24 protein-coding genes and 1 riboswitch are annotated in these 26,590 nt (G+C 71.4%); of the genes, 13 read left to right on the top strand and 11 right to left on the bottom strand.

The annotated features are described in order from the left end of the window. Positions 1–369: 369 nt before the first annotated feature. From ACFC1R_RS35200 to ACFC1R_RS35175, 6 genes are all read left to right on the top strand, one after another. Positions 370–1,653, top strand: a complete 1,284-nt coding sequence (locus ACFC1R_RS35200; protein WP_375945777.1) for an extracellular solute-binding protein — start codon at positions 370–372, stop codon at positions 1,651–1,653. Positions 1,654–1,758: 105 nt separating this feature from the next. Then, positions 1,759–2,757, top strand: coding sequence for a carbohydrate ABC transporter permease (locus tag ACFC1R_RS35195; protein WP_375945775.1), 999 nt, complete (start codon positions 1,759–1,761; stop codon positions 2,755–2,757). Positions 2,758–2,809: 52 nt separating this feature from the next. Next, a complete protein-coding gene (locus ACFC1R_RS35190; protein WP_375945773.1) occupies positions 2,810–3,712 on the top strand; it encodes a sugar ABC transporter permease in 903 nt (300 codons plus the stop codon). Between the two features lie 50 nt (positions 3,713–3,762). Next, complete coding sequence (locus tag ACFC1R_RS35185; RefSeq protein WP_375945771.1) at positions 3,763–5,469, top strand: glycoside hydrolase family 13 protein; 1,707 nt, start codon at positions 3,763–3,765, stop codon at positions 5,467–5,469. 1 nt (position 5,470) lies between these two features. Next, complete coding sequence (locus ACFC1R_RS35180; protein ID WP_375945769.1) at positions 5,471–6,514, top strand: LacI family DNA-binding transcriptional regulator; 1,044 nt, start codon at positions 5,471–5,473, stop codon at positions 6,512–6,514. Positions 6,515–6,881: 367 nt separating this feature from the next. Continuing rightward, positions 6,882–7,436, top strand: coding sequence for a hypothetical protein (locus ACFC1R_RS35175; protein WP_375945767.1), 555 nt, complete (start codon positions 6,882–6,884; stop codon positions 7,434–7,436). A gap of 7 nt (positions 7,437–7,443) precedes the next feature. Here the strand turns inward: ACFC1R_RS35175 and ACFC1R_RS35170 are convergent, their stop codons facing one another. From ACFC1R_RS35170 to ACFC1R_RS35160, 3 genes are all read right to left on the bottom strand, one after another. Then, on the bottom strand, positions 7,444–7,644 hold the full coding sequence (locus ACFC1R_RS35170; RefSeq protein ID WP_375945766.1) for a hypothetical protein: 201 nt from the start codon (positions 7,642–7,644) through the stop codon (positions 7,444–7,446). Between the two features lie 207 nt (positions 7,645–7,851). Continuing rightward, the gene (locus ACFC1R_RS35165; protein WP_375945764.1) at positions 7,852–8,982 is read right to left on the bottom strand and encodes a transglycosylase family protein; all 1,131 of its coding nucleotides are present in this window, start codon (positions 8,980–8,982) and stop codon (positions 7,852–7,854) included. Next, a riboswitch (cyclic di-AMP (ydaO/yuaA leader) is annotated at positions 8,969–9,138 on the bottom strand. Its footprint overlaps the gene before it by 14 nt. Before the next feature lie 693 nt (positions 9,139–9,831). After that, complete coding sequence (locus tag ACFC1R_RS35160; protein ID WP_375945762.1) at positions 9,832–10,737, bottom strand: hypothetical protein; 906 nt, start codon at positions 10,735–10,737, stop codon at positions 9,832–9,834. Between the two features lie 449 nt (positions 10,738–11,186). Between ACFC1R_RS35160 and ACFC1R_RS35155 the strand changes: the two genes are divergently transcribed. Then, positions 11,187–11,423: a DUF397 domain-containing protein gene (locus ACFC1R_RS35155; RefSeq protein ID WP_375945779.1), complete on the top strand. Its 237-nt coding sequence runs from the start codon at positions 11,187–11,189 to the stop codon at positions 11,421–11,423. A gap of 371 nt (positions 11,424–11,794) precedes the next feature. Here the strand turns inward: ACFC1R_RS35155 and ACFC1R_RS35150 are convergent, their stop codons facing one another. Continuing rightward, positions 11,795–12,379: an ATP-binding protein gene (locus ACFC1R_RS35150; RefSeq protein WP_375945761.1), complete on the bottom strand. Its 585-nt coding sequence runs from the start codon at positions 12,377–12,379 to the stop codon at positions 11,795–11,797. 366 nt (positions 12,380–12,745) lie between these two features. Between ACFC1R_RS35150 and ACFC1R_RS35145 the strand changes: the two genes are divergently transcribed. Beyond that, the gene (locus ACFC1R_RS35145; protein WP_045303112.1) at positions 12,746–13,612 is read left to right on the top strand and encodes a helix-turn-helix transcriptional regulator; all 867 of its coding nucleotides are present in this window, start codon (positions 12,746–12,748) and stop codon (positions 13,610–13,612) included. Between the two features lie 96 nt (positions 13,613–13,708). Here the strand turns inward: ACFC1R_RS35145 and ACFC1R_RS35140 are convergent, their stop codons facing one another. Beyond that, complete coding sequence (locus ACFC1R_RS35140) at positions 13,709–14,347, bottom strand: TetR/AcrR family transcriptional regulator (RefSeq protein ID WP_375945759.1); 639 nt, start codon at positions 14,345–14,347, stop codon at positions 13,709–13,711. A 306-nt stretch (positions 14,348–14,653) separates the two neighbouring features. After that, positions 14,654–16,198, bottom strand: coding sequence for an MFS transporter (locus ACFC1R_RS35135; protein ID WP_375945757.1), 1,545 nt, complete (start codon positions 16,196–16,198; stop codon positions 14,654–14,656). 87 nt (positions 16,199–16,285) lie between these two features. Between ACFC1R_RS35135 and ACFC1R_RS35130 the strand changes: the two genes are divergently transcribed. Then, a complete protein-coding gene (locus tag ACFC1R_RS35130) occupies positions 16,286–16,741 on the top strand; it encodes a MarR family winged helix-turn-helix transcriptional regulator (RefSeq protein ID WP_375945755.1) in 456 nt (151 codons plus the stop codon). 115 nt (positions 16,742–16,856) lie between these two features. Here ACFC1R_RS35130 and ACFC1R_RS35125 read toward each other — a convergent pair whose 3' ends face one another. Continuing rightward, entirely contained in the window at positions 16,857–17,813 is a 957-nt protein-coding gene (locus tag ACFC1R_RS35125) for a M56 family metallopeptidase (RefSeq protein ID WP_375945753.1), read from the bottom strand. Between the two features lie 161 nt (positions 17,814–17,974). Between ACFC1R_RS35125 and ACFC1R_RS35120 the strand changes: the two genes are divergently transcribed. Next, on the top strand, positions 17,975–18,901 hold the full coding sequence (locus tag ACFC1R_RS35120; RefSeq protein WP_375945751.1) for a DUF6891 domain-containing protein: 927 nt from the start codon (positions 17,975–17,977) through the stop codon (positions 18,899–18,901). A gap of 193 nt (positions 18,902–19,094) precedes the next feature. Here the strand turns inward: ACFC1R_RS35120 and ACFC1R_RS35115 are convergent, their stop codons facing one another. The 4 genes from ACFC1R_RS35115 to ACFC1R_RS35100 all read right to left on the bottom strand — a co-directional run bounded on the left by ACFC1R_RS35115 (position 19,095) and on the right by ACFC1R_RS35100 (position 22,633). Continuing rightward, positions 19,095–19,688 carry a DUF5134 domain-containing protein gene (locus ACFC1R_RS35115; protein WP_375945749.1) on the bottom strand — a complete coding sequence of 198 codons (594 nt, stop codon included), beginning with the start codon at positions 19,686–19,688 and terminating at the stop codon, positions 19,095–19,097. 331 nt (positions 19,689–20,019) lie between these two features. Next, entirely contained in the window at positions 20,020–20,805 is a 786-nt protein-coding gene (locus ACFC1R_RS35110; protein ID WP_375945747.1) for an amino acid ABC transporter ATP-binding protein, read from the bottom strand. Continuing rightward, a complete protein-coding gene (locus ACFC1R_RS35105) occupies positions 20,802–21,734 on the bottom strand; it encodes an amino acid ABC transporter permease (RefSeq protein ID WP_375945745.1) in 933 nt (310 codons plus the stop codon). Before ACFC1R_RS35105 ends, ACFC1R_RS35110 begins: the two co-directional genes overlap by 4 nt. Next, positions 21,731–22,633, bottom strand: coding sequence for an ABC transporter substrate-binding protein (locus ACFC1R_RS35100; RefSeq protein WP_375945743.1), 903 nt, complete (start codon positions 22,631–22,633; stop codon positions 21,731–21,733). The genes ACFC1R_RS35105 and ACFC1R_RS35100 overlap by 4 nt, the downstream gene beginning before the upstream one ends. 438 nt (positions 22,634–23,071) lie before the next feature. On the opposite strand from ACFC1R_RS35100, the gene ACFC1R_RS35095 reads away from it, so the two are divergent. Genes ACFC1R_RS35095 through ACFC1R_RS35085 form a run of 3 tightly spaced genes read left to right on the top strand, consistent with a single transcriptional unit; the run spans position 23,072 to position 26,321 of the window. Next, entirely contained in the window at positions 23,072–24,493 is a 1,422-nt protein-coding gene (locus ACFC1R_RS35095; protein ID WP_375945741.1) for a DUF6421 family protein, read from the top strand. Then, positions 24,490–25,233, top strand: coding sequence for an SDR family NAD(P)-dependent oxidoreductase (locus ACFC1R_RS35090; RefSeq protein ID WP_375945739.1), 744 nt, complete (start codon positions 24,490–24,492; stop codon positions 25,231–25,233). Before ACFC1R_RS35095 ends, ACFC1R_RS35090 begins: the two co-directional genes overlap by 4 nt. Continuing rightward, positions 25,230–26,321 (top strand): threonine aldolase family protein, encoded by a 1,092-nt coding sequence (locus ACFC1R_RS35085; RefSeq protein WP_375945737.1) that lies wholly within the window; start codon positions 25,230–25,232, stop codon positions 26,319–26,321. The genes ACFC1R_RS35090 and ACFC1R_RS35085 overlap by 4 nt, the downstream gene beginning before the upstream one ends. The last annotated feature ends 269 nt before the right edge of the window (positions 26,322–26,590 follow it).

Below are 26,590 nucleotides of genomic sequence, written 5' to 3'. Positions count from 1 at the left end.
CCAGCACGGTCCGACGGGTCTGCCGGTGGTTCGGCAGCGCCATCAATATATCGGATGCTCATCCTTTTAAATACAGGCCAGTCGCCGCCGACGCCTTGCAAGTCGCCTTGCAGGGTGCGGAATGGGGAGCAATCGGACAATTGCCGGACGGATGGCCGCAGATCGACTACCTTGCGGCAACGCGGAGGACACGCGGGCGTAACGATCGCAGGATCTTGCAGAAACTTGCTGCAAGGCCTTTCCGTAGCGATTGCGCGCCTGTTACGTTCCTGCCCAAGCCCGACGGCCGCAACGGCGCAGTCGGCACGGGACAGCCATTATGCGCGGTCCCCACACCATCTCGGGCACCCCCACCTTCTAGGAGTTCTCATGCGGCGTGGCATCGCGGCCTCCGCCCTCGTTGCGGCCCTCGCGGTCTCGACTGCAGCCTGTGGCAGCAGCGGCGGCTCAGGTTCGGACGGCAAGGCCGACGGCCCTGTCACGATCACCTACTGGGACACCTCCAACGCCACCAACGAGGCGCCGAACTACCAGGAACTGGTCAAGAAGTTCGAGGCCGCGAACCCGAACATCAAGGTCAACTTCGTCAACGTGCCCTTCGACCAGGCACAGAACAAGCTGCAGACCGCGATGGGTGCCAAGGGCGCGCCGGACGTCTTCCGCTCCGAGGTCGGCTGGACCGCCGCCTTCGCCAAGGCCGGGTTCCTGGAGCCGCTGGACGGCACGGACGCCGCCAAGGACACCTCCGCCTTCCAGCCCAGCCTGATCAAGCAGGCCACCTTCGAGGGCAAGCTGTACGGCGTGCCGCTGGTCACCGACACCCTCGGCCTGCTCTACAACAAGGACCTGTTCGCCAAGGCCGGGATCGCCAAGGCGCCCGCCACCTGGGACGAGCTGAAGGCCGACGCCGCGCAGATCAAGGACAAGACCGGTGCGGACGGTCTGTTCATGCGCGCCGGTGACGGCTACTACCTGATGCCGTTCCTCTACGGCGAGGGCACCAACATGGTGGACGCCGCCGGCAAGAAGATCACCATCAACTCGCCCGAGGCCGTCAAGGCCGTCGACACCTACAAGTCGATGTTCACCTCGCCCGGCACCGTCAAGGCCGACGTGACCACCGACGCGTACGCGCACATGATGGACGCCTTCAACAACGGCAAGGCCGCGATGATCATCCAGGGTCCCTGGGAGATCACCAACATCTACAAGGGCGCCGCCTTCGCGGACAAGAACAACCTCGGCATCGCCGCCGTCCCGGCCGGCTCCACCGGCAAGGCCGGCGCCCCGACCGGCGGCCACAACGTCTCGGTCTACGCCGGTTCCGACGCCGCCCACAAGGCCGCGGGCGAGAAGCTGGCCGCCTTCCTGACCTCCGCCGAGAGCCAGACCTTCCTCGCACAGAAGAACTCCACCCTGCCGACCCGCGCCGACGCGTACACCGCCGAGGTCAAGAAGGACCCGGGCATCACCGGCTTCCAGGCGATCCTCCCGGTCGCCCAGCCGCGCCCCGAACTGCCGGAGTACAGCTCGCTGTTCACCCCGCTCGGCACCGACCTGGTGAAGATCGCCCAGGACCAGGCCAGCACCCAGTCCGGCCTGGACTCCGCCGCCACCGACTTCGCCAAGCTGCTCCCCGGCTTCGGCAAGTAAGTCCCCAGCCGCCCGGCCCGCCGCCCCACCGGCGGGCCGGGCGGCCTCCCGTATGCACAGCAGTCGCCGCAGCGAGGCGGCGGACCTCCCGAGAAGGTGTCAAAGATGGCAGTCGCCGTGCAGGGCGCTCCCAGCCAAGGCAGTCGCGACCGCGAACCGCGGCCCGGCCTCGTCCAGCGCCTCAAGCTCTCGTACAGCAGGCACTGGTACGCCTACGCGATGGTCGCGCCGGTGGTCGTCGTGCTCGGCGTGCTCGTCGGCTACCCGCTGGGCCGGGGCATCTACCTGACCCTCACCAACGCCAACAGCCTCAACGTGGCACGCCAGATCGGCGTCAACCACATCCCCGACAGCTTCGACTTCGTCGGCCTGCACAACTACGCCGACGTGCTGTGGGGACCCGGCTCCTACGACCGCTTCTGGTCGCACCTGATCTGGACGGTCCTGTGGACGGTCCTCTGCGTCAGCCTGCACTACTCCCTGGGCCTGGGCCTCGCCCTGCTGCTGAACCAGAAGCTGCGCGGCCGCACCACCTACCGGATGCTGCTGATCCTGCCCTGGGCCGTGCCCACCTTCGTCACCGTCTTCTCCTGGCGGCTGATGCTCTCCGACAGCGGAGTGGTCAACACCGCGCTCGGCTTCCTGCACCTGCCGCAGCCGTCCTGGCTCAGCGACCCGCTCGCCTCCAAGGCCGCCGCCGTCCTCGTCAACACCTGGTGCGGCGTGCCGTTCATGATGGTCTCGCTGCTCGGCGGCCTGCAGTCCATCCCGGCCGAGCTCTACGAGGCGGCCGAGATGGACGGCGCCACGCCCTGGCAGCGCTTCCGCTACGTCACCCTGCCCGGGCTGCGCACCGTCAGCAGCACCGTCGTCCTGCTCGGCGTGATCTGGACGTTCAACCAGTTCGCCATCATCTTCCTGCTGCTGGGCAACGGCTCTCCGGACGCCCAGATCCTGGTCACCTGGGCCTACCGCCTCGGCTTCGGCCAACAGCCCCGCGCCTACGCCGAATCGGCCACCTACGGGGTGCTGCTGCTCTCCATCCTGGTCGTCTTCACCAGCTTCTACCGTCGCTGGCAGGTCCGCAACGAGGAGAACGCCTGATGGCGCGGACCGGCGCAGTCACCCCACCGACCACGACGAGGCAGGCCAGCGAATGAGCGTCAGCACCGAACTCCCCACCCCCGTCCCGCAGGCCCGGCCGGCCGCGGTCCCCCGCCGGAAGGCGCGCGGCGAGCGCGGCGGGGTCCTGACGGCGCTCCTGCACGGACTGCTCACCGTGGCCTCGCTGGTCGCGCTCTTCCCGGTGCTGTGGATCGCCTGGATCTCGCTCGGCCCGGACAAGACCGACTACCTGCACCCGGGCCAGATCTTCGACAAGATGAGCCTCGGCAACTACGGCTTCGTGCTGCAGCACACCGACTTCCTCACCTGGTTCGGCAACTCCATGCTGGTCGCGATCGGCACCACGGTCTTCGCCGTCCTGGTCGCCGCCACCACCGGCTACGCGGTCTCGCGGATGCGCTTCCCCGGCCACCGCCAGCTGATGTGGACGCTGCTGCTCACCCAGATGTTCCCGATCGCCGTGGTGATCGTGCCGATGTACACCATCCTGTCCAGCCTCGACCTGCTGGACAGCTACCTCGGCCTGATCCTCACCTACTCGGGCACCATCGTCCCGTACTGCGCCTGGCTGATGAAGGGCTACTTCGACACCATCCCGGTGGAGATCGACGAGGCCGGTCGGGTGGACGGGCTGACCCCGTTCGGCACCTTCTGGCGGCTGATCATGCCGCTGGCCCGGCCGGGACTGGCGGTCGCCGCGTTCTACTCCTTCCTCACCGCCTGGGCCGAGGTGCCGTTCGCCTCGACCTTCATGCTCAGCTCCGACAAGTACACGCTGGCGGTGGGCCTGCAGAGCTACATCAGCGAGCACGACGCGCAGTGGCACCTGATGGCCGCCACCTCGGTGCTGATCGCGCTGCCCGCCGCGCTGTTCTTCTACCTGGTCCAGAAGCACCTGGTCACCGGCCTGACCGCCGGTGCCGCGAAGTCCTGACCAGCAACCGTTCCCCGAAGCAACCGTTTCCTCAAAGGATGACTTGTCCGATGACCCAGAACCTGGCCGACACCTCCCGGCCCGCCGCAGCGCCGATCGCCGCGAACGCCGGTGCGACCAGAGACTGGTGGCGCGATGCGGTCATCTACCAGGTGTACCCGCGCAGTTTCGCCGACGCCAACGGTGACGGCATGGGCGACCTGCCCGGTGTCCGCAGCCGCCTGCCGTACCTGCGCGACCTCGGGGTGGACGCCGTCTGGCTCTCGCCGTTCTACGCCTCGCCGCAGGCCGACGCCGGGTACGACGTGGCCGACTACCGTGCGGTGGACCCGATGTTCGGCAGCCTGCTGGACGCCGACGCGCTGATCCGCGACGCCCACCAGCTGGGCCTGCGGATCATCGTGGACCTGGTCCCCAACCACTCCTCCGACCAGCACGAGTGGTTCCAGCGCGCGCTGCGCGACGGCCCCGCCTCCCCGCTGCGCGACCGCTACCACTTCCGCCCCGGCAAGGGCGAGAACGGTGAACTGCCGCCCAACGACTGGGAGTCCATCTTCGGCGGCCCGGCCTGGACCCGCAGCACCGACCCCGACGGCACCCCCGGCGACTGGTACCTGCACCTCTTCGCCCCCGAGCAGCCCGACTTCAACTGGGAGAACGCGGCCGTCGCCGACGAGTTCCGCTCCATCCTGCGGTTCTGGCTGGACATGGGCGTGGACGGCTTCCGGATCGACGTCGCGCACGGCCTGGTCAAGGCCCAGGGCCTGCCCGACATAGGCGGCAGCGACCAGCTCAAGCTGCTCGGCAACGACGTGATGCCGTTCTTCGACCAGGACGGCGTGCACGAGATCTACCGCTCCTGGCGCCGGATCCTCGACGAGTACCCGGGCCAGCGGATCGGCGTCGCCGAGGCCTGGACCCCGACCGTCCAGCGCACCGCCAACTACGTCCGCCCCGACGAGCTGCACCAGGCCTTCAACTTCCAGTACCTGGGCACCCACTGGGACGCCGCCGCCCTGCGCGAGGTCATCGACGTCTCGCTGGACTCGATGCGCCCGGTCGACGCCCCCACCACCTGGGTGCTCTCCAACCACGACGTCACCCGGCACGCCACCCGCTTCGGCAACCCGCCCGGCGGCACCCAGATCCGCACCGCCGGCGACCGCGAGCTCGGCCTGCGCCGCGCCCGCGCCGCCACCCTGCTGATGCTCGCCCTGCCCGGTTCCGCCTACCTCTACCAGGGCGAGGAGCTCGGCCTGCCGGACGTCACCGACCTGCCCGACGAGGTCCGCCAGGACCCCTCGTTCTTCCGCCAGGCCGGCCAGGACGGTTTCCGGGACGGCTGCCGGGTGCCGATCCCGTGGTCCGGCACCGAGGCCCCGTACGGCTTCGGCCCCACCGCGGGCGGCCCCAGCTGGCTGCCGCAGCCCGCCGAGTGGGCCGGGCTGAGCGTCGAGGCGCAGACCGGCGACCCGACGTCCACCCTGGAGCTCTACCGCTCCGCCCTCGCCGTCCGCCGGGCGACGCCCGCCCTCGGCGCGGGCAGCGAGGTGACCTGGCTGGACGGGCCCGAGGGCACGCTGACCTTCCGCCGGGACAGCGCCGAGGGCTCCTTCGTCTGCACCGTGAACACCACGGGCGAGAAGGTCCTGGTCGGCGCACCCGGCCGGGTGCTGCTCTGCTCCACCGGGAGCGTCGAAGTGAACGCCGGAGAAGCGGTGCTGGAGGCGGACAGCACCGTGTGGTGGGCGGTCTGAGATGGTTGCAATAGGCTCTGGGGTCGTGACTACGGCGCGACTCTCGGACATCGCGGCGCAGGCGGGGGTCAGCGAAGCCACCGTCAGCCGCGTCCTCAACGGCAAGGCGGGCGTCTCCGCCACCACACGGCAGACCGTGCTGGCGGCGCTCGACGTGCTCGGCTACGAGCGGCCGACCCGGCTGCGCCAGCGCAGTGCGGGCCTGATCGGCCTGATCACCCCCGAGTTGAGCAACCCGATCTTCCCCGCGCTGGCCCAGGTGATCGAGCAGGTGCTCAGCCGCCACGGGTTCACCCCGGTGCTGTGCACCCAGACGCCCGGCGGGTCCACCGAGGACGAACTGGTCGAGATGCTGGTCGACCGGGGTGTCGCGGGCATCGTCTTCGTCTCCGGACTGCACGCCGACACCACCGCCGACCATGACCGGTACGCCAAGCTGACGGGCCGTCAGGTCCCGTTCGTGCTGATCAACGGCTACAGCGAGAAGATCGCCGCGCCGTTCATCTCGCCGGACGACCGGGCTGCGATGTGGATGGCCGTGCAGCACCTGGTCGAGCTCGGCCACGAGAAGATCGGCCTGGCCGTCGGGCAGCGCCGGTACGTCCCGGTGCTGCGCAAGATCGAGGGCTTCACGGCGGCCGTCCGGGAACTGCTCGGCCGGACCCCCGAGGAGGCCGAGGCCCTGGTCCACCACACGCTGTTCAGCGTGGAGGGCGGGCACGCGGCCGCGGGCGCCCTGCTCGACCAGGGCTGCACCGCGATCGTCTGCGGCAGCGACATGATGGCGCTCGGCGCGATCCGTGCGGTCCGCCAGCGCGGCCTGTCGGTGCCGCAGGACATCTCGGTGGTCGGCTTCGACGACTCGCCGCTGATCGCCTTCACCGAGCCGCCGCTGACCACCATCCGCCAGCCCGTCGAGGCGATGGCCACGGCCGCGGTGGACGCCCTGCTGGAGGAGGTCGGCGGAAACCCCGGGCAGCGCGCCGAGTTCATGTTCCAGCCGGAACTGGTGATGCGCGGCTCCACCGGGGCTCGGGCGCACTGAGTCCGCCGCCGGGCGCAGCCCCGTAGTCCGTGTCGGCCCGCCGGGATACGCCCGGCGGGCCGACGCGTTGTCGCTCCGAGGTCCGCAGCCCGCGTCCGCACCCGTCGTCCGCAGTCGTCGTTCGCAGCCCGCAGTCAGCGTCTGCCCCGGTCGTCCGCAGCCCGTACCCCGCGCCCGCCCCCGTCGTCCGCAGTCCGCAGCTCGCACCCCGTCGCCCGCTCCCCGCACCCCCGTCGTCCGTCGCCCGGATGGAGCAGCACCGGCCCGGGAGCGTCCGGCCGGTCCCCGGGGCGGCCCGCCGTCCCGCAGGCGGCGTGCACCCCCGTCCCGCGCTGCGTGCGGGGTCGCTTGTTGCCAGCATCGAGCCATGAGAGCTGGTCGGGCGGATCGAGTGGATCGGACGGGGGAGCCGGAGGCGTGGCCGGTCTGGCGCAGACGGCTGCTGCTCGGCGGGGGACTGCTGGTGCTCGGCGTGATCGCCTACTTCGTCTGGGCCGCGACGATCCCGCGCTGGTGGTCGCAGCGGGTGGGTGCCATGGTGGACGGGCACCTGAGCACGGGACTGCTGCTGGGACTCGTCTTCGGGATCTGCTTCACGCTGCTCCCGCTGCTGGCGGCCTGGGCCGGGCTGCACCGGCGGCGGCCGTGGAAGGTGGCGGTCGCCTGGCTGCTCCTGGCGGTGGTGCTCGCGCTGCCGAACCTCTGGACGCTGAGCGTTGTTGTGGGGAGCGGCAGCGGCGCACACGCCGGGCAGCGCGTCATGGACGTCAGGGCGCCCTGGTTCCGCGGCGCGACCCTGATCGGTGCGATCGTCGCGGCGGTGATCTTCGCGGGGCTCCTGGTCTTCACCCGTGCCCGCTGGCCGCGCCGGGACAGGAAATCCGGCGATGAGCACGGTGAGACCCCCGGCAAGGAGGAGTGACCGCTCCTCAGCCTTCTTCGGCGGTGGACGTGCGCGGCTCGGTCCGGTGGGCGTCGGCGGCGTCCGTCGTGCGGGCCTCGGTACGGCGGCCGGTGGCCAGGTAGTCGCGGACGATCAACTCCACCGCGTCCTGCGGGCTCCTGGTGCCGGACAGCAGCATGACCTCGATGGCCAGATCGCTGTCCAGGCTGATGGTGACCTTGGCCATGGCGGTTCCCCTCCCGGTGGGTACTCCCGTGGACTCTAGGGGCACGGCAGCCGCCTGACCAGCCCCGCTGCTCGGGCGGACCGCGCAGGTCCACGGGCGCGCGGCCCGACCGGGAACGGCCCCGCGGAGCGCGTTCCGGAACGGGTGAGGCCGCTGCCCCCGGCGCCGACCAGAGCACCGGGGGCAGCGGCCTCACCGCAGGGACCGTCAGACGCGGCCGGCGAAGTCCGGGGCGTAGTTGGCGATGGTCTCGATCTTCACGCCCGCCTTCGGGTTGGCGGCCTCGACGTACTTGCCGTCGCCGATGTAGATGGCGACGTGGTAGACACCCGAGTTGCTGCCGTTGTTGGACCAGAACAGCAGGTCGCCCGGCTGCAGGCTGTCCAGCGAGACGCGGCTGGCGACGTCGGCCTGGTCGGCGGCGACGCGCGGCAGCGAGATGCCGGCCTGGCGGAACGCGGCCTGGGTCAGGCCGGAGCAGTCCCAGCCACCGTCGCTGCTGCCACCGTAGACGTACGCCTGGCCGACCTTGGAGAGCGCGAAGTTGATCGCGGCGGCCTTGCTGCCGGTCGCGGCCGGAGTGGCGGCCGGGGCGGCGGGCTTGGCGGCGGGGGCCGGGGCGGCCGGCTTCGGCGCGGCGGGGGCCGGGGCGGCGGGGGCGGTGCCGCCCAGGGCCAGCTGCTGGCCCGGGTAGATGACGTCAGGACCGCTGGTCAGCAGCGACTTGTTGAGGTCGTACAGCTTCTGCCAGCCGCCCTCGACGCTGTTCTTCTGGGCGATGGTCGACAGCCAGTCGCCCTCCACCACGGTGTACTGGGCGCTGTCCGCGGTCGGCGCGGCGGCCGGGGCCTGGGCGGCGGGCTTGGCAGCCGGCTTGGCGGCGGGGGCCGGGGTCGCGGGCTTCGGCGCGGCGGCCGGGGCGGCGGCGCTGGTGTCGACCTGGGCGGGGGTGCCGCCCTTGGTGAGGCCGGCCTTGACCGAGCAGACCGGCCAGGCGCCGGGGCCCTGCGAGGCGAGGACCTTCTCGGCGACGGCGATCTGCTGGTCCTTGGTCGCCTGGTTGGCCTGCGGGGCGTACTGGGTGCCACCGAAGGCGGCCCAGGTGGAGGAGGTGAACTGGAGGCCACCGTAGAAGCCGTTGCCGGTGTTGATGCTCCAGTTGCCGCTGCTCTCGCACTGGGCGACCTTGTCCCAGGTGGCGACCGTGGCCGCGGAGGCGCCGACGGCGGTGAGGGCGGGGATCGAGAGGCCGAGGCCGACCACACCGGTGGCGGCGATCAGACGGCGGGCACGCTTGTTGGCGTTGATGGGCAGCATGAAGGTGCGTTCCTCTCCCACGCCTGCGAGGTGAGCTGTCGGATTCGGGCTGGAGTTGCCCGGCCGCGCTGTGCACGGCTTCACCCCTAGCCCGGAGTCGGCCACTTCTGACCGGCTCCCGGGCGACTTACCTGGTTCCCCCGCCCCTGCCGTAGGTGCGTTCTGCGCTGCCAGCTGCTCCGGCGGCAGGACTCGGCGTTCCGGAAGAGCTGGGTCCGTGTGTCAACGAACGGGGAGCACGTTAAGCAGACTTAAGTTGAAACCGCAAACACCTGTGAGCTCCCTCACAGGTCATTTGCCAACCCCTCAAGATCGAATACGAATGGACATTTCCCGGGAAACCGATGGGCCCCTTTCAGGGCTCCCGTCCGGTTGGCGATCTGCCTGTCTTTCAGGTGACGCGGTGGCATTTTCGGCGAGTCGGTCCGCCGTTTGTGAAGTTTTTGAAAAGTCCCACTCGTCGGCGGAATCGAGGTCAACGCGGCCGGGTGGAACGGGTGGTGGGGGATGTCCGAATTGTTCGCCAATGAGGCAAACGCTCCCGATCTGCGCCGACTCGGGGCGGGGGCGGCAGGGGGCGCGCAACCCGCAGGGCTCCCGCGTCACCTGACCCGCCACTGGCCGCCGGCCACCTGACCCGCCCCTGGCCATCCGACCCGCCGCTGTCCACCTGACCCGCCCCTGGCCATCCGACCCGCCGCTGTCCACCTGACCCGCTGCTGGCCGCCCGGGTGCTGCGGCCAGCCGGGCGCGCCCGGGAGCCGCCCTGCGGTCCGCAGGGCCGGGTTCGGGCGTGCCGGGGGCGGCGGGAGGCCCGGAAACGCCGAGAGGCCCCTCGGAGGGGGCCTCTCGGGTGGATCCGGTGTGCGCTCAGCCGGCCGGCTGCTCCTCGACGGCGACCGGGGACTCGCCCGGTGCCGGGAGGTTGAGGGCGGCCAGGTAGGTCGAGGCGATCAGCTGACCGACGGTCGGGTAGGTGCCGAGCGGGGCGGCGCTCGGGCAGCCGGTCTCCTCGGCGGCCGCGGCCAGCAGCTCGGGGTCGGCCTCCGGGCCGATGACCAGCGGGGCCAGCGCGGGGCGCTGCGAGCCGGTGGCCTTCAGGTGCTCGACCGCGGCGGCCACCGAGCCGGGCACGTCCAGGGCGGCGGCCACCACCGGCACCGCGAGGCGGGCGGCCAGCAGTACGCCGGTGATCCCGGCCGCGGCGGCGGCCTCCTCACCGCCGACGGTGGTCAGCACCACGCCGTCGGCCGCCGTGGTGATGGCGAACAGCCGGGCCCGGTCGGCGCGGGCCAGACCGGCCTCGGAGAGCCGTACGTGCACCGCCTCGGCCAGCAGCGGGTGCGGGCCGAGCACGTCGGTGACGGCCGCCCCGGTCTCGCCGGCCAGCCGGTGCAGGTCCGTCAGGAACGCGTGCGGGCCGGACAGCAGTGGGATCACGACGGGCGTCGGCAGACCGGCCGCGGCGGCCTGGGCGAGTACCCCGGCCACGGTCGGGGCGGTCTGGTCGGCGTCTGCTGCGGCGTCCGGCTCGGCGCTGTCGCCGACCAGGTAGCCGACGGCGGTCTCGATGCCCGGCTGCTCGCCGCGCACGATGGACAGCAGCTCCTCGACGATCGGGCTCGCCTCCGGGCCGGCGGCGGCCGGGACGGCCAGCACCAGCGCCGGAGAGCCGGCCGGGACCTCGGGGCGCTCGGGACGGCGGTGGCGCCCCCGCGCACGGGAGCCTGGAGTACGGACGGGCAGTGGCGCGCCCGGGATGGCTGCGGTGCTCATGGCGGAGATCGTAGGACATTTGCCAGGCGGGGCTGTATCCGGATCCCGAGAGTTGCCACCAAACCTGCCAGTAATCCGGACAATTGCCACCAAATTACCCAATCCTTGCTGACGATCTGTCGCATCCTGCAACCAAAAGACCGTCAGTCACCGTCCTTGGTGACGTGCCTCACAGGCGCTTCCGGGGGGCGGATCGCGAGCCCGGCGCGGGGCTCACGAAGATCAACACGGTGGCGCGGGCCCGGTACGGGCAGTCATCGAACAGTCTCCGATTCGCCGGGCTATGTCCGCTTACGTTCCATCAAAGCCGGTTGGGCGGACCGGGGGTCGCACATTCCGACACGCTTGCCTTGCACGGGCAATGTCCCGTGCTGATGCACGTGCACTGGAGCTATCATCGCGTCAAGTGAGGCGTAAGCCTGGCAGGTCGGGAGAATTCGGTGCAGGAGATGCAGGAAACGTACAACGGCATGGCGGCTGCGGACCTCGAAGGCGTGGTCTGGCAGAAGAGCCGGCACAGCAATTCGCAGGGCAACTGCGTCGAGTTCGCCGCTCTGCCGGGCGGTGAGGTGGCGATGCGCAACTCGCGCTTTCCCGGGGGCCCGGCGCTGATTTACACCCGGGCGGAGATCACGGCGATGCTGCTCGGCGTGAAGGACGGGGAGTTCGACCATCTGACGGGTTGAGCCACCCTCAACCCTGCTGCACACAGGCCGTCGTGGGACTCTTGCCACGACGGCCTTCATCGTCCTTGCGGCCGTTCGTCGCGGTGGCCAGGGATCGGCGCACGCCGGGACGGGCACCCGTCGGGGTGGGCACCGTCAGGTCGCCGCTCGTACGGCTGTCGGGTCGCGCCCGTCGGATCACGGCTGTCGGCTCGACGGCCTCGGGTCGGCACCTGTCGGCCGGTGTGCCGGGGTGGGCGGGAACCCGGGGCCCGGACAGCGGCCCGGCCGTGGGCATCGGCCCGGCCAAGGGTGTCGGCCCGGCTGCTGGCGGCCGTCCGGCGGTGGACGCCTGGTCCCCGGTGGACGCCCGATCGGCTGTGGAGGGCTGCTCAGGCGGAGCGGCGGTGCCGCCCGACGGGGGCCTCCACCGGGCCGGGGCCGGCCTCGAACATGGCCCAGACCACCTTGCCCGCGCCCGCCAGCGGGTGCCAGCCCCAGGAGCGGCTGAAGGAGTCGACCAGGTGCAGCCCCCGGCCGGACTCGGCGACGAAGTCGGGCTCGCGGGCGACCGGTCCGGCACTGCTCGGGTCGCTGACCGCGCAGACCACCTGCGCCTCCCGGTGCACCAGGCTTATTCGGATCGGCAGGAACTCGTCCGAACCCTGCAGTGTGCCGGGCCGCCTCGGCGGATGGCCGGCAGTGGCGGGGGAGCACTCGTCCCGCCGGGCCCCGAGGGCGTGCCGCAGTGCGTTGGTCACCAACTCGGAGGCGACCAGGGCGACATCGTCGAACAGCTCGCCAAGGCCCCAGTCGTGCAGGGCCGATCTGGCGAACTCGCGAGCGGTTCTGACGGCGTCGAAGCGTGGCGCGAGCGTACAGGTGGCCACGTGGGGGTCGGCCAGGACAGCCGTACCGGTGCCCATGAAGAGCTCCTCCCATAAGGGGGCGGACACGGCTGGACCCGTGGGGGTCATGCCGGTCACCTCCGACTCGCTCGGCCGCGCGCCAGCCTCCTCGACGGCCCGCACGCGCGCACGCAAGCCCGGCCGTGCGATGGCGCGGCCAAGCGGGTGTGCGGTTTCGCGCGAGGGGTCGAACGCGGAGCCCGCGGGATTGCCAGGGATGTGCAGGTGCACGTGCACCATGGTCCTCTGCGCTCACTGCAGATGCAAGAGTCGATTCACGTGCAGTCGCACTATTGGCATATGCAAGCGCCGGATGCACGTGCATCATGGTGTTCCGATGCAGAACTGATAGATCGTTCTGCCAGTACCGGCACCCTGAGCGCTCAACTGATGGCAGACTGTGCCCTGTTTGCCCTAGGTGGAGGTTTCGACGGCATGACCGCAGTTCAGCCCAACGGTGGCTCGATGGTGCGCCGCATCCTCCTCGGCTCCCAGCTGCGCAGGCTGCGTGAGGGACACGGCATCACCCGCGAGGACGCCGGCTACCAGATCCGCGCCTCCGAGTCGAAGATCAGCCGCATGGAACTCGGCCGCGTCAGTTTCAAGGAGCGCGACGTGGCCGACCTGCTGACCCTCTACGGCGTGCACGACGGCACCGAGCGCGAGGCGCTGCTCGGCCTGGTCCGCGAGGCCAACAAGCCGGGCTGGTGGCACAGTTACAACGACGTGCTGCCCGGCTGGTTCCAGACCTACGTCGGCCTCGAGGAGGCCGCGGCGCTGATCCGCACCTACGAGGTGCAGTTCATCCCCGGCCTGCTCCAGTCCGAGGAGTACGCGCGCGCCGTCTTCGCCCAGACCCGGCCCGTCCTCAGCCACGAGGAGCTGGAGCGCCGGCTCAGCCTCCGGATGCGCCGCCAGAAGCTGCTGACCGAGGGCCAGAGCCCCCGCCTGTGGGCGGTCATCGACGAGGCCGCGCTGCGCCGTCCGGTCGGTGGCCCGGCCGTGATGCGCGCCCAGGTCCAGTACCTGATCGACGTGGCCGAGAGCTCCAACGTGGTGATCCAGGTGATGCCGTTCCGCTTCGGCGCCCATGCCGGCGAGAGCGGCGCGTTCAGCATCCTGCGCTTCCCTGAACAGGACCTGGCCGACGTGGTCTACCTGGAACAACTCACCAGCGCGCTCTACCTCGACAAGCGCGACGACGTCGACGCCTACGTCCAGGTCATGGAACGCCTCTGCGTCGACAGCCTGACGCCCGACCAGACCATCGACCTCTTCAAGTCGATCCTCACCGACCACTGAGCCGCGCCGGGCGGGCCCGTCGGGGCCAGGCGGAGCACCGCGGACGGGCCGGAGCACCCGCGCGGTCCCGCCGCCGCGTCCGTGCACCCCGGCCGCTCAGGCCCTGACCGACGGTTGCGGCCGGGGCGGGGCCTGCGGCTGCGGCGGTACGCCCAACTCCCAGGCCAGCCCGTAGCGGGCGAACAGATCGGCCCGGATCGGCGCCAGCGGCAGTGTCGCGTCCGGCAGCAGGACACCGATGCAGCCGCCCATCAGCGCGCTGCGCAGCACCGCGTGCTCCGCGACCGGGTCGACCGCACCCCAGTCCAGCAACAGCTCCCGCAGGATCGCCCCGAGTTGCTGCTGCTCCGGGTCCTGGACGAACGCGCCCACGTCCGGGTCGAGGATCAGCGCGAGATGCGAGCGCATCACCCGCGGGTGCTCCATCGCCACGCCGAGCACCGCATCGATCGCGCGCGCCAGCCTGGCCTCGGGGCCTGCGCCGGGCGGCAGTTGGGCGAGCGCCGCGGCGAGCTCCAGGTGCATCAGCCGGTGGGTGGCGGCCTGCATCAGCAGTCGTTTGCCGTCGAAGTAGTAGGACAGCAGCCCCCGTGCGAGTCCGGCCCGTGCGGCGATGTCGCCGAGCGTCGTTCCGGCGTATCCGTGCTGGTCCACGAGCTCGACGGTGGCTCGCATGATGCGCCGACGGGAACGCCGGCGCATCTCCTCGTTGACCGATTCTCCGCGAGGTGCCATCGTGACTGCTCCGTACGTTGACTGGCTCCCGGCCAATATACTGGTGGGGCCAGGTCCGCCGTGCCCGAATCCGGGGACATCCGCATCCGGTACGCCCTCGCTGTTCGGGGCCGGTCGGACCCGTACGGCGAGCCGACTCCACCAACACGGGGGTTTGGTGGAGTCGGCTCGTACCACTGCCGACGCCGGAGGATCGGGTCTCCCGGCTGTCGGCCTTCACCGGTGCGAGTCCCGCAGCCCCGACTCCCACAGCCCCGAGTCGCGCAGCGTCGAGCCGTGCCGCTCCGGTTCCGGCCGTTCCGGCCCTCACCGCTCGATGAGCACCTCGGTCACGGGCGAGCGGTCGTAGTCGTAGTCCGGCACCGGGACCGCTGCCGCGGCGGCCCGGTCGCGCCGACGGTCGAGCACCGTCCCGGTCAACGCCACCAGCAGGCCCGCCAGGGAGACGGCGGTGACCAGCAGCAGTGCGGGACGGTAGCCGTCGAGCTGCTCCCGCGGACTCTCGCCGCCGCCGCTTCCGGCGGTGATGACGGCGGTGACCACCGCGAGCACGACGGCGCTGCCCACCTGGACGGCGGTGTTCACCAGCCCCGAGGCGAGACCCTGTTCGTCGTCCGCAACGCCGTTGGTGGCGGCGATGTTCACCGAGGGGAAGGCGAGCGCGAAGCCCGCGCCGAGCAGCACCATGCTCGGCAGGACGAGCCCGGCGTAGCCGCTGTGCTCGTCGAGGCGGAGGAAGAGCGCGAATGCGGCGGTCAGCGCCAGCACGCCGAGCGGAAGCAGCCGGGTGGTGCCGAGGCGGTCGACGATGGCACCCATCCTGGGCGCGGAGAGCGCGACCAGCGCCCCGGCGGGGAGGAAGCCCAGTGCCATCTCCAGCGCGGACCAGTGCAGCAGTCGCTGCAGGTAGAGGGTGGCGATGAACTGGAAGCCCGCGTACGAGCCGATGGCCGTGAACGCGACGATGTTGGCACGGCTGACGCCGCCGTTGCGGAAGATCCCGAGCCGGACCAGCGGATGGTCGGTGCGCTGCTCGATCACCAGGAAGGCGGCCGCCAGCGCGGCGACCACCAGCAGCGACAGCAGCGTCCTGGCACTGGCCCAGCCCGCGCTCTGCGCCTCGGTGACGGTGAAGACGAGCAGCAGCAGTGCACCGGTGCCGGTGATCGCGCCGGCGATGTCGTAGCCGCCCGAGGCGCGCTCGGGGGAGTGCCGACGGGGGAGCAGCCGGACGGCGGCGACGAGCGCGGCCAGGGCGACCGGTACCGGCATCAGGAAGGTCCAGCGCCAGCCGGCCGAGGTGAGCAGGCCGCTGAGCACCAGGCCGAGTGAGAAGCCACTGGCTCCGCAGGTGGTGTAGATGCTCAGCGCCCGGTTGCGGGCGGAGCCCTCGGCGAAGGTGGTGGTGATGATCGAGAGTCCGGCCGGTGCCGTGAAGGCGGCCGCGATGCCCTTGAGGAAACGGGTGGCGATCAGCAGCCCGCCGTCGTCCACCAGTCCGCCGAGCAGCGAGGCGCCGGCGAAGACGGCGAGCGCGATCAAGAAGACCCGGCGGCGTCCCAGCAGGTCGGCTGCCCGGCCGCCGAGCAGCAGCAGGCCGCCGTAGCCGAGGACGTAACCGCTCACCACCCACTGCAGGGCGGAGGTGGACAGATGCAGGTCGGAGCCGATGGAGGGCAGGGCGACGCCGACCATCGAGACGTCGAGGGAGTCGAGGAACAGGGCTGCGCAGAGGACGATGAGGGTGCCCCACAGGCGTGGGCTCCACCGTGCGTCGCCGTGGACGGACCCGCCGTCGGACGTCTCGGCCGGGGCTGTGGTCGGGGACGGCTGGGCTTGGGCTGTGGTCATGGCAAGGAGAGTACATGCGCGTGCATTCAATGCAAGGGGATTTAATGTGCCTGCATTAATTGACCGGGCATGTGATAGCGTGGAGGGATGCCCGGACTCGATGCCGTCACCGCCGATGCCCCGGAGGCGAACCTGGTCGCCGGATGGCGTGACCTGCTGGCCCGCCATGCGGCGGTCTCCTCCGCGCTGGAGCGCGAACTGGGAGAACGGCACGGCCTGGGGATGAGCGACTTCGAGGTGCTGGAACGGCTCTTCGAGGACGAGCGGCAGGTCGACCACAAGCTGCGGGTCCAGGACCTCGCGCAGACCGTCCACCTGAGCCAGAGCGCTCTCTCCCGGCTGATCGGCCGGCTGGAGAAGGGCGGACTGGTCGAACGGGCGATGTGCGACGCCGACCGCCGGGGGATCTTCGTCAGCCTCACCGAGGCCGGGCGCACCCGCTACACCGAGGCCCGCCCCCTGCACCGCGAGATCCTCGCCCGCATGCTGGCGGACCCGCCCGCTGCGGCGGGCCGTGACGCCCGGGCGGGTTGCGACGCCTGAACCGGCTGTGACGCCCGGGCGGATTGCGACGCCTGAGTCGGCTGTGACGCCCGAGCTGGTTGCGACATCTGCGCGGGCTGTGGCGCCCGGGCGCATTCGCGCGGGCGCGGTCGTTTCAGAGCAGCGTGGACAGTCCCGGTGCGACCGCGAGCAGGATGGCGGCGGCCGGGGCCGCGAGGGCGGCGACGGTCAGCCGCAGCCGGTGGTGCACCGGCAGGCGCGGTTCACCGGCCAGCAGCCGGTCCACCCGGCGTGGCGACTGGGCCAGTTGCCGGGGCGGACAGGACCCGAACACCCCACGGCCTGAGTTGAGTTCGGCGAGGGCGAGGGCCGTGGTCACCCGGCCGTGACGGCGGGCCGCACGGTCGTCCGCCGCCAGTTCGACCAGCTCGCCGACCTGGTCGCGGAAGGCGCTGAAGACACCCACCCCGGGAAACCCGGTGGCCAGGGCCTCGGCGCACTGCGCCAACCAGTGGTGCCTGGCCCGGACATGACCGCGCTCGTGGCTCAGGACGGCGGCCAGCTCGTGGTCACTGAGCTGCTGCAGCGCCCCCGTGGTCACCACCAGCCGGGCGCCGGGACCCGGCAGGGACCACGCCTCGGCGCGCGCGTTCTCCAGCACCACCAGCCGCTCCCGGCCGCTGCGGACCCGGGGGCCGCTCAGTTCGGCAGGCAACTCGGGTGCCCGATGGCTGAGTTGGGCGTGCCGGTGGTCGCGCAGCGCGCGCGCCGACCGTACCTCGCGGGTGAACGAGACCGCCGTCCACACCCCGCCGAGCGCCAGCAGCCCGCCGCACAGCCGTCCCCAGCCCTCCGAGCCCGCCAGACCGTAGGCCGCCTCGACCTCCCTCGGCGCCCCGGCGAAGACCAGCTCGCGCAGTTCCGGCAGTGCGGCCGCAGCGGCCAGCAACAGGCCGAGCGCGCAGCACAGCAGGACGGCGACCACCAGGCACTGCCAGGCCCACAGGGCGAGCACCGGTTCTCGCTCGGCCCACTGGGCCCGGGCCAGTCGCCCAGGAGCCACGGTGGCCAGCATCGATCCGAGCAGCAGCAGGCTGAGCAGGGCCGTCATTCGAAGTGCTCCCCCAAGGACGCACGGGAGCGCGGCATCGCGCTGTCCCCAACCTATGCGCTGCCGGTCCCCCGGGGAACGCACTTGCAGTGCAGGTGACCAACACCACTGGGCACCGCAGCCCTGACCACTTGTCAGTGGCGGGAGGCAGAATCCCCACCATGAACGATGCCGACGCCCCCCGTCTGCCCGTCTCCCTCCTCACCGAGGACGGCGGCCAGCTCGACCACCCGACCGAGGTCGAACTGCGCGCCCTGCTGTCCCGGATCGGCGGCCCCGGCGACCACTACGTGGTGGCGGAGCGGATACCCGCCGAGCCGCAGGTCTTCCTGCAGACCTGGCGGGAGGCCGACGGCCCGTTCGAGGTCGAGTACCGCGACGGCTCCGAGGACCAGTACGGCGTGCGGGCCACCGACCCCGCCGCCCTGGCCGGGACCTTCCTCGCCTGGGCCGGCGGCGACCCCTCCTGGGCCGCCGCGCACGACTGGCGGCGGCTCGACCTGACGTCCACCCCCGGCCTCACCGAGGAGACCCGAGCCCAGGCCCGGGCGCATGCGCGCACCCTGCTGCGCGGCGGCTTCCTGGACTTCAGGGCGGTGGCCGTGGCGGTCTCGGAGATGTCCGAGCCGGGGGAGGGCTTCGTCACCGTCGAGCAGGCCGGACGGATCCTGGGCCCGCTCTGGGACGAGCGGCTCGCCGAACAGGAGTCCTGGCCCGAGGTCACCGACGCCGACCGGCTGGCGCGGGCGTTCGCGACCCTGGAGGAACGGGGCGTCGTGGCCCGGATGAACTTCGCCTGCTGCGGCCGGTGCGGACACGACGAGATGCAGGAGTTCGCCGACGGGCGGGCCCGCGGCTACGTGTTCTTCCACAGCCAGGACACCGATCGCGCCGCCGCGGGCCACGGCCTCTGGCTGGCGTACGGGGCGTACGGGCCGGAGCACCGGCAGAGCGGGCGGGACGCGGCGATCGGCGTCGAGGTGGTGGCCGCCCTGACGGAGGCGGGCCTGCCCGCGGTCTGGGACGGTTCGCCGGACTCCGCCGTCCGGGTCGCCCCGCTCGACTGGCGCAGGCGGCTGCCGCAGTAGCCGGCCACCGCCGAGCGCGGGAGCTGCCGTGCCCCGACCGCCGTCCCGTTCGCAGGCCCGGCACGTAGACCGCCGGACGGGCGGCGCACGCGAACCGCCGGACGGGTAGCACGCGGACCGCCGGCTCGGCGGACCGCCCGGAACCGCCGGAAGCCGGTCCCGCTCCGGACCGGTGGGCGCTGCCGCCTGGACGTCACATCGACAGCAGCATCGCGAACATCCCTACCCCCATCGCCAGTCGGCAGGCCCGTGAAACCCCGTCGGCTGCGGCTGTGGCCGTGCCCGTCGCCGTGGTCCCGCCCGGGACGGCCGCGCCAGGAACGGACAGCAGCCGACTGCCGCTCCAGAGTGCGTAACAGCCGAAGTAGAGCAGTAACGCACCCGTCAGCAGCGGCAGCCCGGAGGGCGTGCCGTGGTGCGCGTGCTCGTGCGCGGGCCCATCGGCCATGGCGAGCGCCATGTACGCCATGGCGAGCGCTCCGATCCCGTGGTGCAGTCGGTGGGCCCGCAGGGCCGGGCTGCCGGGGCGGAGTGCCGCGAGCACCTGGGCGGCGGCGAGCAGCGCGAACGGCCAGCCCCAGAGGGTGCCCGGCTGCAGGGCCATGCCCGCCATGCCGAGGCCCATCAACGCCTCGGCGACGTTCGGCTCGTGGGCGGCCCGGCCCCGCCCGGCCGCGGCGTGCGCGCCACAGGAGAGGCCGGGGCCGCGCAGGCGGGCCAGGCAGTACAGGCTGGAGCCGACGGCCAGGGCGGCCAGCAGCCAGGTGACGAGGGCGGGTCCGTGCATCGGTGCACCTCTCGGCCGGTCACGTGGCCCCCGGGTCCGGCCGGTGCCGGCTCCGAGGGCTGTTCACCGTCCACGATCACCGATCAGGGGTGGGCGCAGCAGGGCGCGCGCGGGGGCGCACGGAGGTGATCAGCCGGACGACTGCCCGCAGGTGCGGGCAGTCCGATCGTCCTGACGTCACCGGCTCCTCTTCCGCGCCGCCTGAACGCCGCCTGAACGCGGCCCGTGGCGCTGCGGGTCCCCGCGTGCCGAGGCGCTCCCGACCGTGCGGCGTCAGCCCGCGAGCCGTCCGGACATCTCCCCGGGCACCGGCGCTCCCGCCCGTGCGGCGTCAGCCCGCGAGCCGTCCGGCCGCCACGATCCGGCCGAGGAACTGCCGGGTGCGCTCCTGCTGCGGGTCGCCGAAGACCTGCTCGGGCGGGCCCTGTTCGAGCACCACGCCGCCGTCCAGGAAGCAGACCTGGTCGGCGACTTCGCGCGCGAAGCCCATCTCGTGGGTGGAGAGCACCATGGTCATGCCCTGTTCCTTGAGGCCCCGGACGACCGCCAGCACCTCGCCGACCAGTTCGGGGTCGAGCGCCGCGGTGATCTCGTCCAGCAGCAGCAGCCTGGGCCCGGTGGCGAGGGCCCGGACGATGGCGACCCGCTGCTGCTGTCCGCCGGAGAGCCGGTCGGGGTACTCCTTGGCCTTGGCGGCCAGCCCCAGCCGGTCCAGCAGCTCCCGCGCCCTGGCCTCGGCCTCCGCCTTGGCGACGCCGTGCACCCGGCGCGGGGCGAGGGTGATGTTGTCCAGCACGGTCATGTGCGGGAAGAGGTTGTACGCCTGGAAGACCACACCGATCCGGCGCCGGACGGCGTCCTGGTCGGCGCGCGGGTCGGTGATCTCCTCGCCGTCGAGGAAGATCGCACCGTCGTCGATCTCCTCCAGCAGGTTGGCGCAGCGCATCAGCGTCGACTTGCCGGAGCCCGAAGCGCCGATCAGTGCGGTCACCGAGTGGGCGGGCACGGCGAGTTCGATGTCGCGCAGCACCACGTGCTCGCCGAAGCCCTTGCGGACGGCCTCCAGCCGCAGCACCGCGTCGTCGGTCGTAGCGGTCGTACCGGTTGTATCGGTCATACGGTCCCTCCCTGGTGCTGACGGCGGTTCATCCGGGCCGTCGTCCAGTCGGTGAACCGGGTCATCGGGATGGTCAGCACGATGAAGACCAGTGCCGAGACCAGGTAGGGCGTGTAGTTGAAGGTCTGCGAAGTGATGATCTTTGCGGCGTACACCGCGTCGATCACGCCGCCGATGGAGACCAGGCCGGTGTCCTTCTGCAGCGAGACGAGGTTGTTCAGCAGCGGCGGTACCACCCGCCGGACGGCCTGCGGCAGCACCACGTGGCGCATCGCCTGCGCGTTGCTGAGCCCCAGCGAACGGGCGGCGGCACGCTGACTGGGGTGCACCGACTGGATCCCGGCGCGGAACACCTCGGAGACGTAGGCGGAGTAGGTGAGCACCAGGGCCGCGCCGCCGAGCAGCAGTGGGTCGGTGGTCACACCGGTCAGTCGCAGCGCGGGCACGCCGGTGATCATGACCAGCAGGCAGATGATCATCGGCAGGCCGAGGAAGAAGTCCACGTACGCGGTGGCCAGCAGCCGCACCGGCAGGAAGACCGGCCCCTGCAGGGTGCGCAGCAGCGCCAGCAGCAGGCCGAAGAGGAGGATCAACACCCCGCAGACGGCCATCAGTTCGAGGTTGATCCGCAGACCCCTGAGCACCTCGGGCAGTGCCTGCCAGGCGTAGTGCGCGTTGAAGAAGGTGTCCCGAGTGCGCTCCCAGCCGGGCGAGTTGACGACCACCAGGTAGAGCACCAGCGCGGTGCCGGCCGTGCTGAGGGCGGCGATCAGCGCCGAGCGTCTGGCCCGCTGCCTGCGGTACGCCTCGCGGGCCAGCCGACGGGCGGACGGGCGGTACGGCTCGGCCGCACCGCCCCCGGGCATCTCACCGTCGGCGGACCGCCCGCCCCCGGCGGGCCGCCCGCTCTGCGCCGTGCCGGCGGTCACTTGAGCACCGGTGCCGAGACGGCGTCGGACAGCCACTGCTTCTCCAGCCTGGCGAGCGTGCCGTCGGAGCGCAGCGCGTCGACCGCCTGGCTGACGCAGCCGGTCAGCGCGCTGCCCTTGTCCAGCACCAGGCCGAACTGCTCGGTGCCGCCTCCCTCCAACTGCCCGACCACCTTGGCGTCCGTCACCTCGGCGCCGGTGATGTAGAACGCGGTCGGCAGGTCGACCACCAGCGCGTCGATCTGACCGTTCTTCAGCGCGGCCTTCGCCAGGTCGTTGTCGTCGAAGACGGCCGGCTGGGTGGTGGGCCTGATCCGGTCGGTGATGCTCGCCAGGCTCGTGGTGCCGACCTGCGCGCCCAGCTTGGCGCCCTTGAGGTCGGCCAGGCTGCCGGCCGACGCGAGCCTGGAGCTCTTCAGCGCCACCACGGCCTGCCGCACGTCGTAGTAGCCCGAGGAGAAGTCGACCGACTTCCTGCGGTCGTCGTTGATCGACACCTGGTTGATGTCGAAGTCGAAGTCCTTGGCGCCCGGCGCGAACGCCTTGTTGAACGGGCTGACCACCCAGCTGACCCGGTCCTTCGGGTAGCCGAGCCGGTCCGCGACGGCGTACGCGACGGCGGACTCGAAGCCGTTCCCGTTCTCCGGCTTGTCGTCGGCGAACCAGGGTGCGTAGGCCGGCTTGTCGGTGCCGATGGTCAGCGTGCCCCCCTTCCTGGTCGCCAGCGCACCCTTCGCGCACCCGCCCGCGGCCTGCGCCGAACCGGTACCGGCGGCCGGGGAGGCAGACTCGCCGGTCCTGGCGTCCTGCGGCGCACAGGCGGTGAGCACCGAGGCTGCGACGAGCAGTGCGGCGAACGGCGCCAGGCGGGCGACGCGCGAGCCGGAGGCAGGGGTCATGGCAGGACTCCAGGGGAGGGCGAAGGAGGTGGGGTCGCGGACGGGCGCCCTCGGGACAACGTGCCCACCCCGCGCGGTGGACACACCGGAATCCCCCGGTGGCGGCGCTGCAGGGCACGAGGCATGGTCGGCGTACGGCACCGTCTCCGCGGTGCCTCCCGCGCCGGCGTCAGCGCCGACAGCTGCAGCGGTCGTGTGCGTGGCAACAGGAGCACACCCGGAGCAGGTCGCGGTGGCGCTGCGCCACAAGATCCGCCGGGAGCATGGCGGGAGGTTCGCATCCCACCAGCACGTCTGTCCACAACCATCCGTCAGGTGTCCAGATAGCGGACACCTGGCACTGTCGCGTCCGATCGCCGACCGCCCCCCCTTGAACAGGAGAACCTTTCGAATCTATGGTGTCCCTGTCGAAATAACTCCTGTCGAAGTGAGTCTCAGATGCAGAATCTTTCGCCAAGGCTCGCTGTGGCGGCCGACCTTCCCGTAGCGTCCCCGGCCTCCCAGCCCTCCGGCCACGCGGCACACCCCGCCTGGCTCCGGCTCAAGGACGCCGTCGAGGCCCTGCGGCCCCTGCAGTCCAAGGACGGCTCCATCGATCTCGCCGCCGTCCAGCGGCAGACCGTCGACCCCCTGGTCGACACCGTGCTCACCGCGGTCGCGGAGCTCGCCCCGCTCTTCCCGCACGACGCCGAGTACCTCACCGCCGTCCAGGCGGACCTGCGCAAGTGGGCCGACACCGGCTACCGCGAGCCCGACTTCCTCGACTCGCTGCTCGCCTTCCACCCCGCCGCGCAGCGCAGCGACGGGCTCGAGCACCTGGTGCTCTTCCCGATGTACACCCAGAACGGCAACCCGAACCGCAACCTCGAAGCCGTCCTGCTGCAGGTGGTCTGGCCCGAGTGGCTCGCCGAGCTGGAGCGCACCCGCTTCGACAACCCGATGTTCGTGCCGATCACCTTCACGGACTTCACCGCCGGTTACGACACCAACTCGGCCGTGCTCTTCCCGGAGACCGTCGCCGTCCGCAAGGCCCCCGAGCGCTTCACCTGGGGCGGCATCTTCTGCGACCGCGAGGCCGCCCGCTTCCGCGCCGTCTCCGCCAGCGCCGTCGCCCAGCTCGGCCTGGAGATCCCGGCCGACGCCGAGGAGCTGCTCACCGACCAGGAGCGCGCCCAGCAGACCTTCGTCCTGTGGGACCTGGTGCACGACCGCACCCACAGCCACGGCGACCTGCCGTTCGACCCGTTCATGATCAAGCAGCGCAGCCCGTTCTGGATGTACGGCCTCGAAGAGCTCCGCTGTGACCTGACCGCCTTCAAGGAGGCCGTCCGCCTGGAGGCCGAGGGCTACCCGCAGGGCCGCGACGTCCAGTACGCGATCCTCTTCGACCGCCTGTTCCGCTTCCCGGTCAGCGGCGACCGCGTCCGCAACTACGACGGCATGGGTGGCCAGCTGCTCTTCGCCTACCTGCACAAGCACGACGCGCTGCGCTGGCGCGACAACCGCCTCAGCATCGACTGGGACCGTGTCGCCGAGGTCACCAACCAGCTCTGCGGTGAGATCGAGACCCTCTACCGCGACGGCATCGACCGCCCCAAGACCGCCCACTGGATCGCGGCCTACCAGCTGGTCTCCCGCTACCTCACCCCGCACCCGGCCTCCACCTGGGCCAAGGGACCGGAGGCGCTGCCGCTCGACATCACCGACGGCAAGGCCCTCAACAAGGCGCTGTGCGACGCCGTCGTGCCCGACGAGTTCCCGCTCAGCATGTTCTACGAGGCCCTCTCCAAGAAGCTCAGCGGCGTCATCGCCGCCACCACCGGCATCACCGGTGCGGGCCTGACGGGAGTCGCCGCATGAGCGCCCTGACTGGCAAGGTCATCGCCGTCGCCGGGGCCAGCGGGCCCGCCGGCCAGGCCGTACTCCGCCGCCTCGCCGCGGCCGGCGCCACCGTGATCGGCGCCGACATCGATCCGCAGCGTCTCGACGCGGCGGTGGACCACGTCCGCACCGCCGTGCCCGGCGCCAGGATCAGCAGCCAGGTCATCGACCTCCTCGACCCGCAGGAGGTCCACGACTGGGCCGACCACCTGGAGGCCGAGCACGGCCACGTCGACGGCGTCTTCCACCTGGTCGGCGGCTGGCGCGGCAGCAAGACCTTCTTCGACAGCCGGATAGACGACTGGGACTTCCTGCACGACCGTGTGGTGCGCACCCTCCAGCACACCTCGCTGGCCTTCCAGCCCGCGCTGGTCCGCAGTGAGGCCGGCCGGTACGCCATCGTCTCCGCGGCCGCGGCACACAAGCCGACCGCCGGTGGCGCCGCCTACGCCGCGGCCAAGGCCGCCAGCGAGGCCTGGACGCTGTCGATGGCCGACTCCTTCAAGAAGGAGACCACCTCGGCCGACGGCGAGCCCACCGCCGCAGCTGCGATCCTGGTGATCAAGGCACTGGTCACACCCGAGATGCGGGCCGAGAAGCCGGAGGCGAAGTTCGCCGGCTTCACCGACACCGCCGACCTGGCCGAGACCCTGGCGGGCCTCTGGGACCGCCCCGCAGCAGAACTGAACGGACAGCACCTGTGGCTGACAGCCCGATGAGCACCACCGCCGGATCGCTCCCCGGAGCGACCGACGCGGTACGGCGGCACGACCCCGCCGTCCGCGGCTTCGCCAGCGACAACTACGCCGGGATCCACCCCGAGATCCTCGCCGCGATAGCCCTCGCCAACGACGGCCACCAGATCGCCTACGGCGAGGACCAGTACACCGAGCACCTCCAGACGGTCTTCCGCAAGCACTTCGGCGAGCGCGCCGAGGCGTACCCCGTCTTCAACGGCACCGGCGCCAACGTCGTCGCCCTCCAGGCCCTGCTCCCGCGCTGGGGCGCGGTCGTCGCCGCGGAGAGCGCCCACATCAACGTGGACGAGTGCGGAGCCCCCGAGAAGATCGCGGGCATCAAGCTGCTCACCGTCCCCACCCCGGACGGCAAGCTCACCCCCGAGCTGATCGACCGGCAGGCCTGGGGCTGGGGCGACGAGCACCGGGCCCAGCCGCTCGCGGTCTCCATCACGCAGAGCACCGAACTCGGCACCCGCTACACCGCCGAAGAGGTCCGGGCGATCTGCGACCACGCCCACGAGCGCGGAATGCTCGTGCACATGGACGGCTCGCGCCTCGCGAACGCCGCCGCCTCGCTCGACCTCCCCTTCCGCGCGTTCACGACGGACGCGGGTGTCGACATCCTGTCCTTCGGCGGCACGAAGAACGGCCTGATGTTCGGCGAGGCCGTCGTGGTCCTCAACCCGGACAAGATCCGCGACATCAAGTTCCTCCGCAAGATGTCGATGCAGCTCGCCTCGAAGATGCGCTTCGTCTCCGTGCAGTTCGAGGCGCTGCTCACCGGCGACCTGTGGCTGCGCAACGCCGGCCACGCCAACGCCATGGCCAAGCGGCTGGAGGCTGCCGTCCGCAAGATCGACGGCGTGACGGTGGTCCGGCCGGTCGAGGCCAACGCGGTCTTCGCACTGCTCCCGAGGGAAGTCAGCGAGCGCCTGCAGAAGCAGTACCGCTTCTACTTCTGGGACGAGCACACCGGTGAGGTGCGCTGGATGGCGGCCTTCGACACCACCGAGGCCGACATCGACGCCTTCGCGGCGGCGATCGCGGAGGAGATGAGCCGGGTCTGACCTTCACGTCGGGCTCGTCGATCGCCCCTGTCCGGGACCCGTGGGGGGCTCCGGGCGGGGGCGATTTGCTTGTGGGGGGTCGATCCCCGTACAGTTCCGGAGTCGCACCGAGAGGGGCGAAGAAAAGCGAATTGGATGAAATTCGGTCCGGAAAACGGAGCGGAAAGCATCTGATAAGCTCGAAACACGAAAGAACGAAGCGCCCGGAGGGCCCGCTGGAAGGCGGCCTGAAGGAAGCGTCCGTTCCTTGAGAACTCAACAGCGTGCCA

The organism is Kitasatospora sp. NPDC056138, from assembly GCF_042264695.1.
Taxonomy (GTDB): Bacteria; Actinomycetota; Actinomycetes; order Streptomycetales; family Streptomycetaceae; genus Kitasatospora.
The sequence above is the reverse complement of the archived record's forward strand: the minus strand, read 5'-3'. Positions and strand labels throughout refer to the sequence as shown.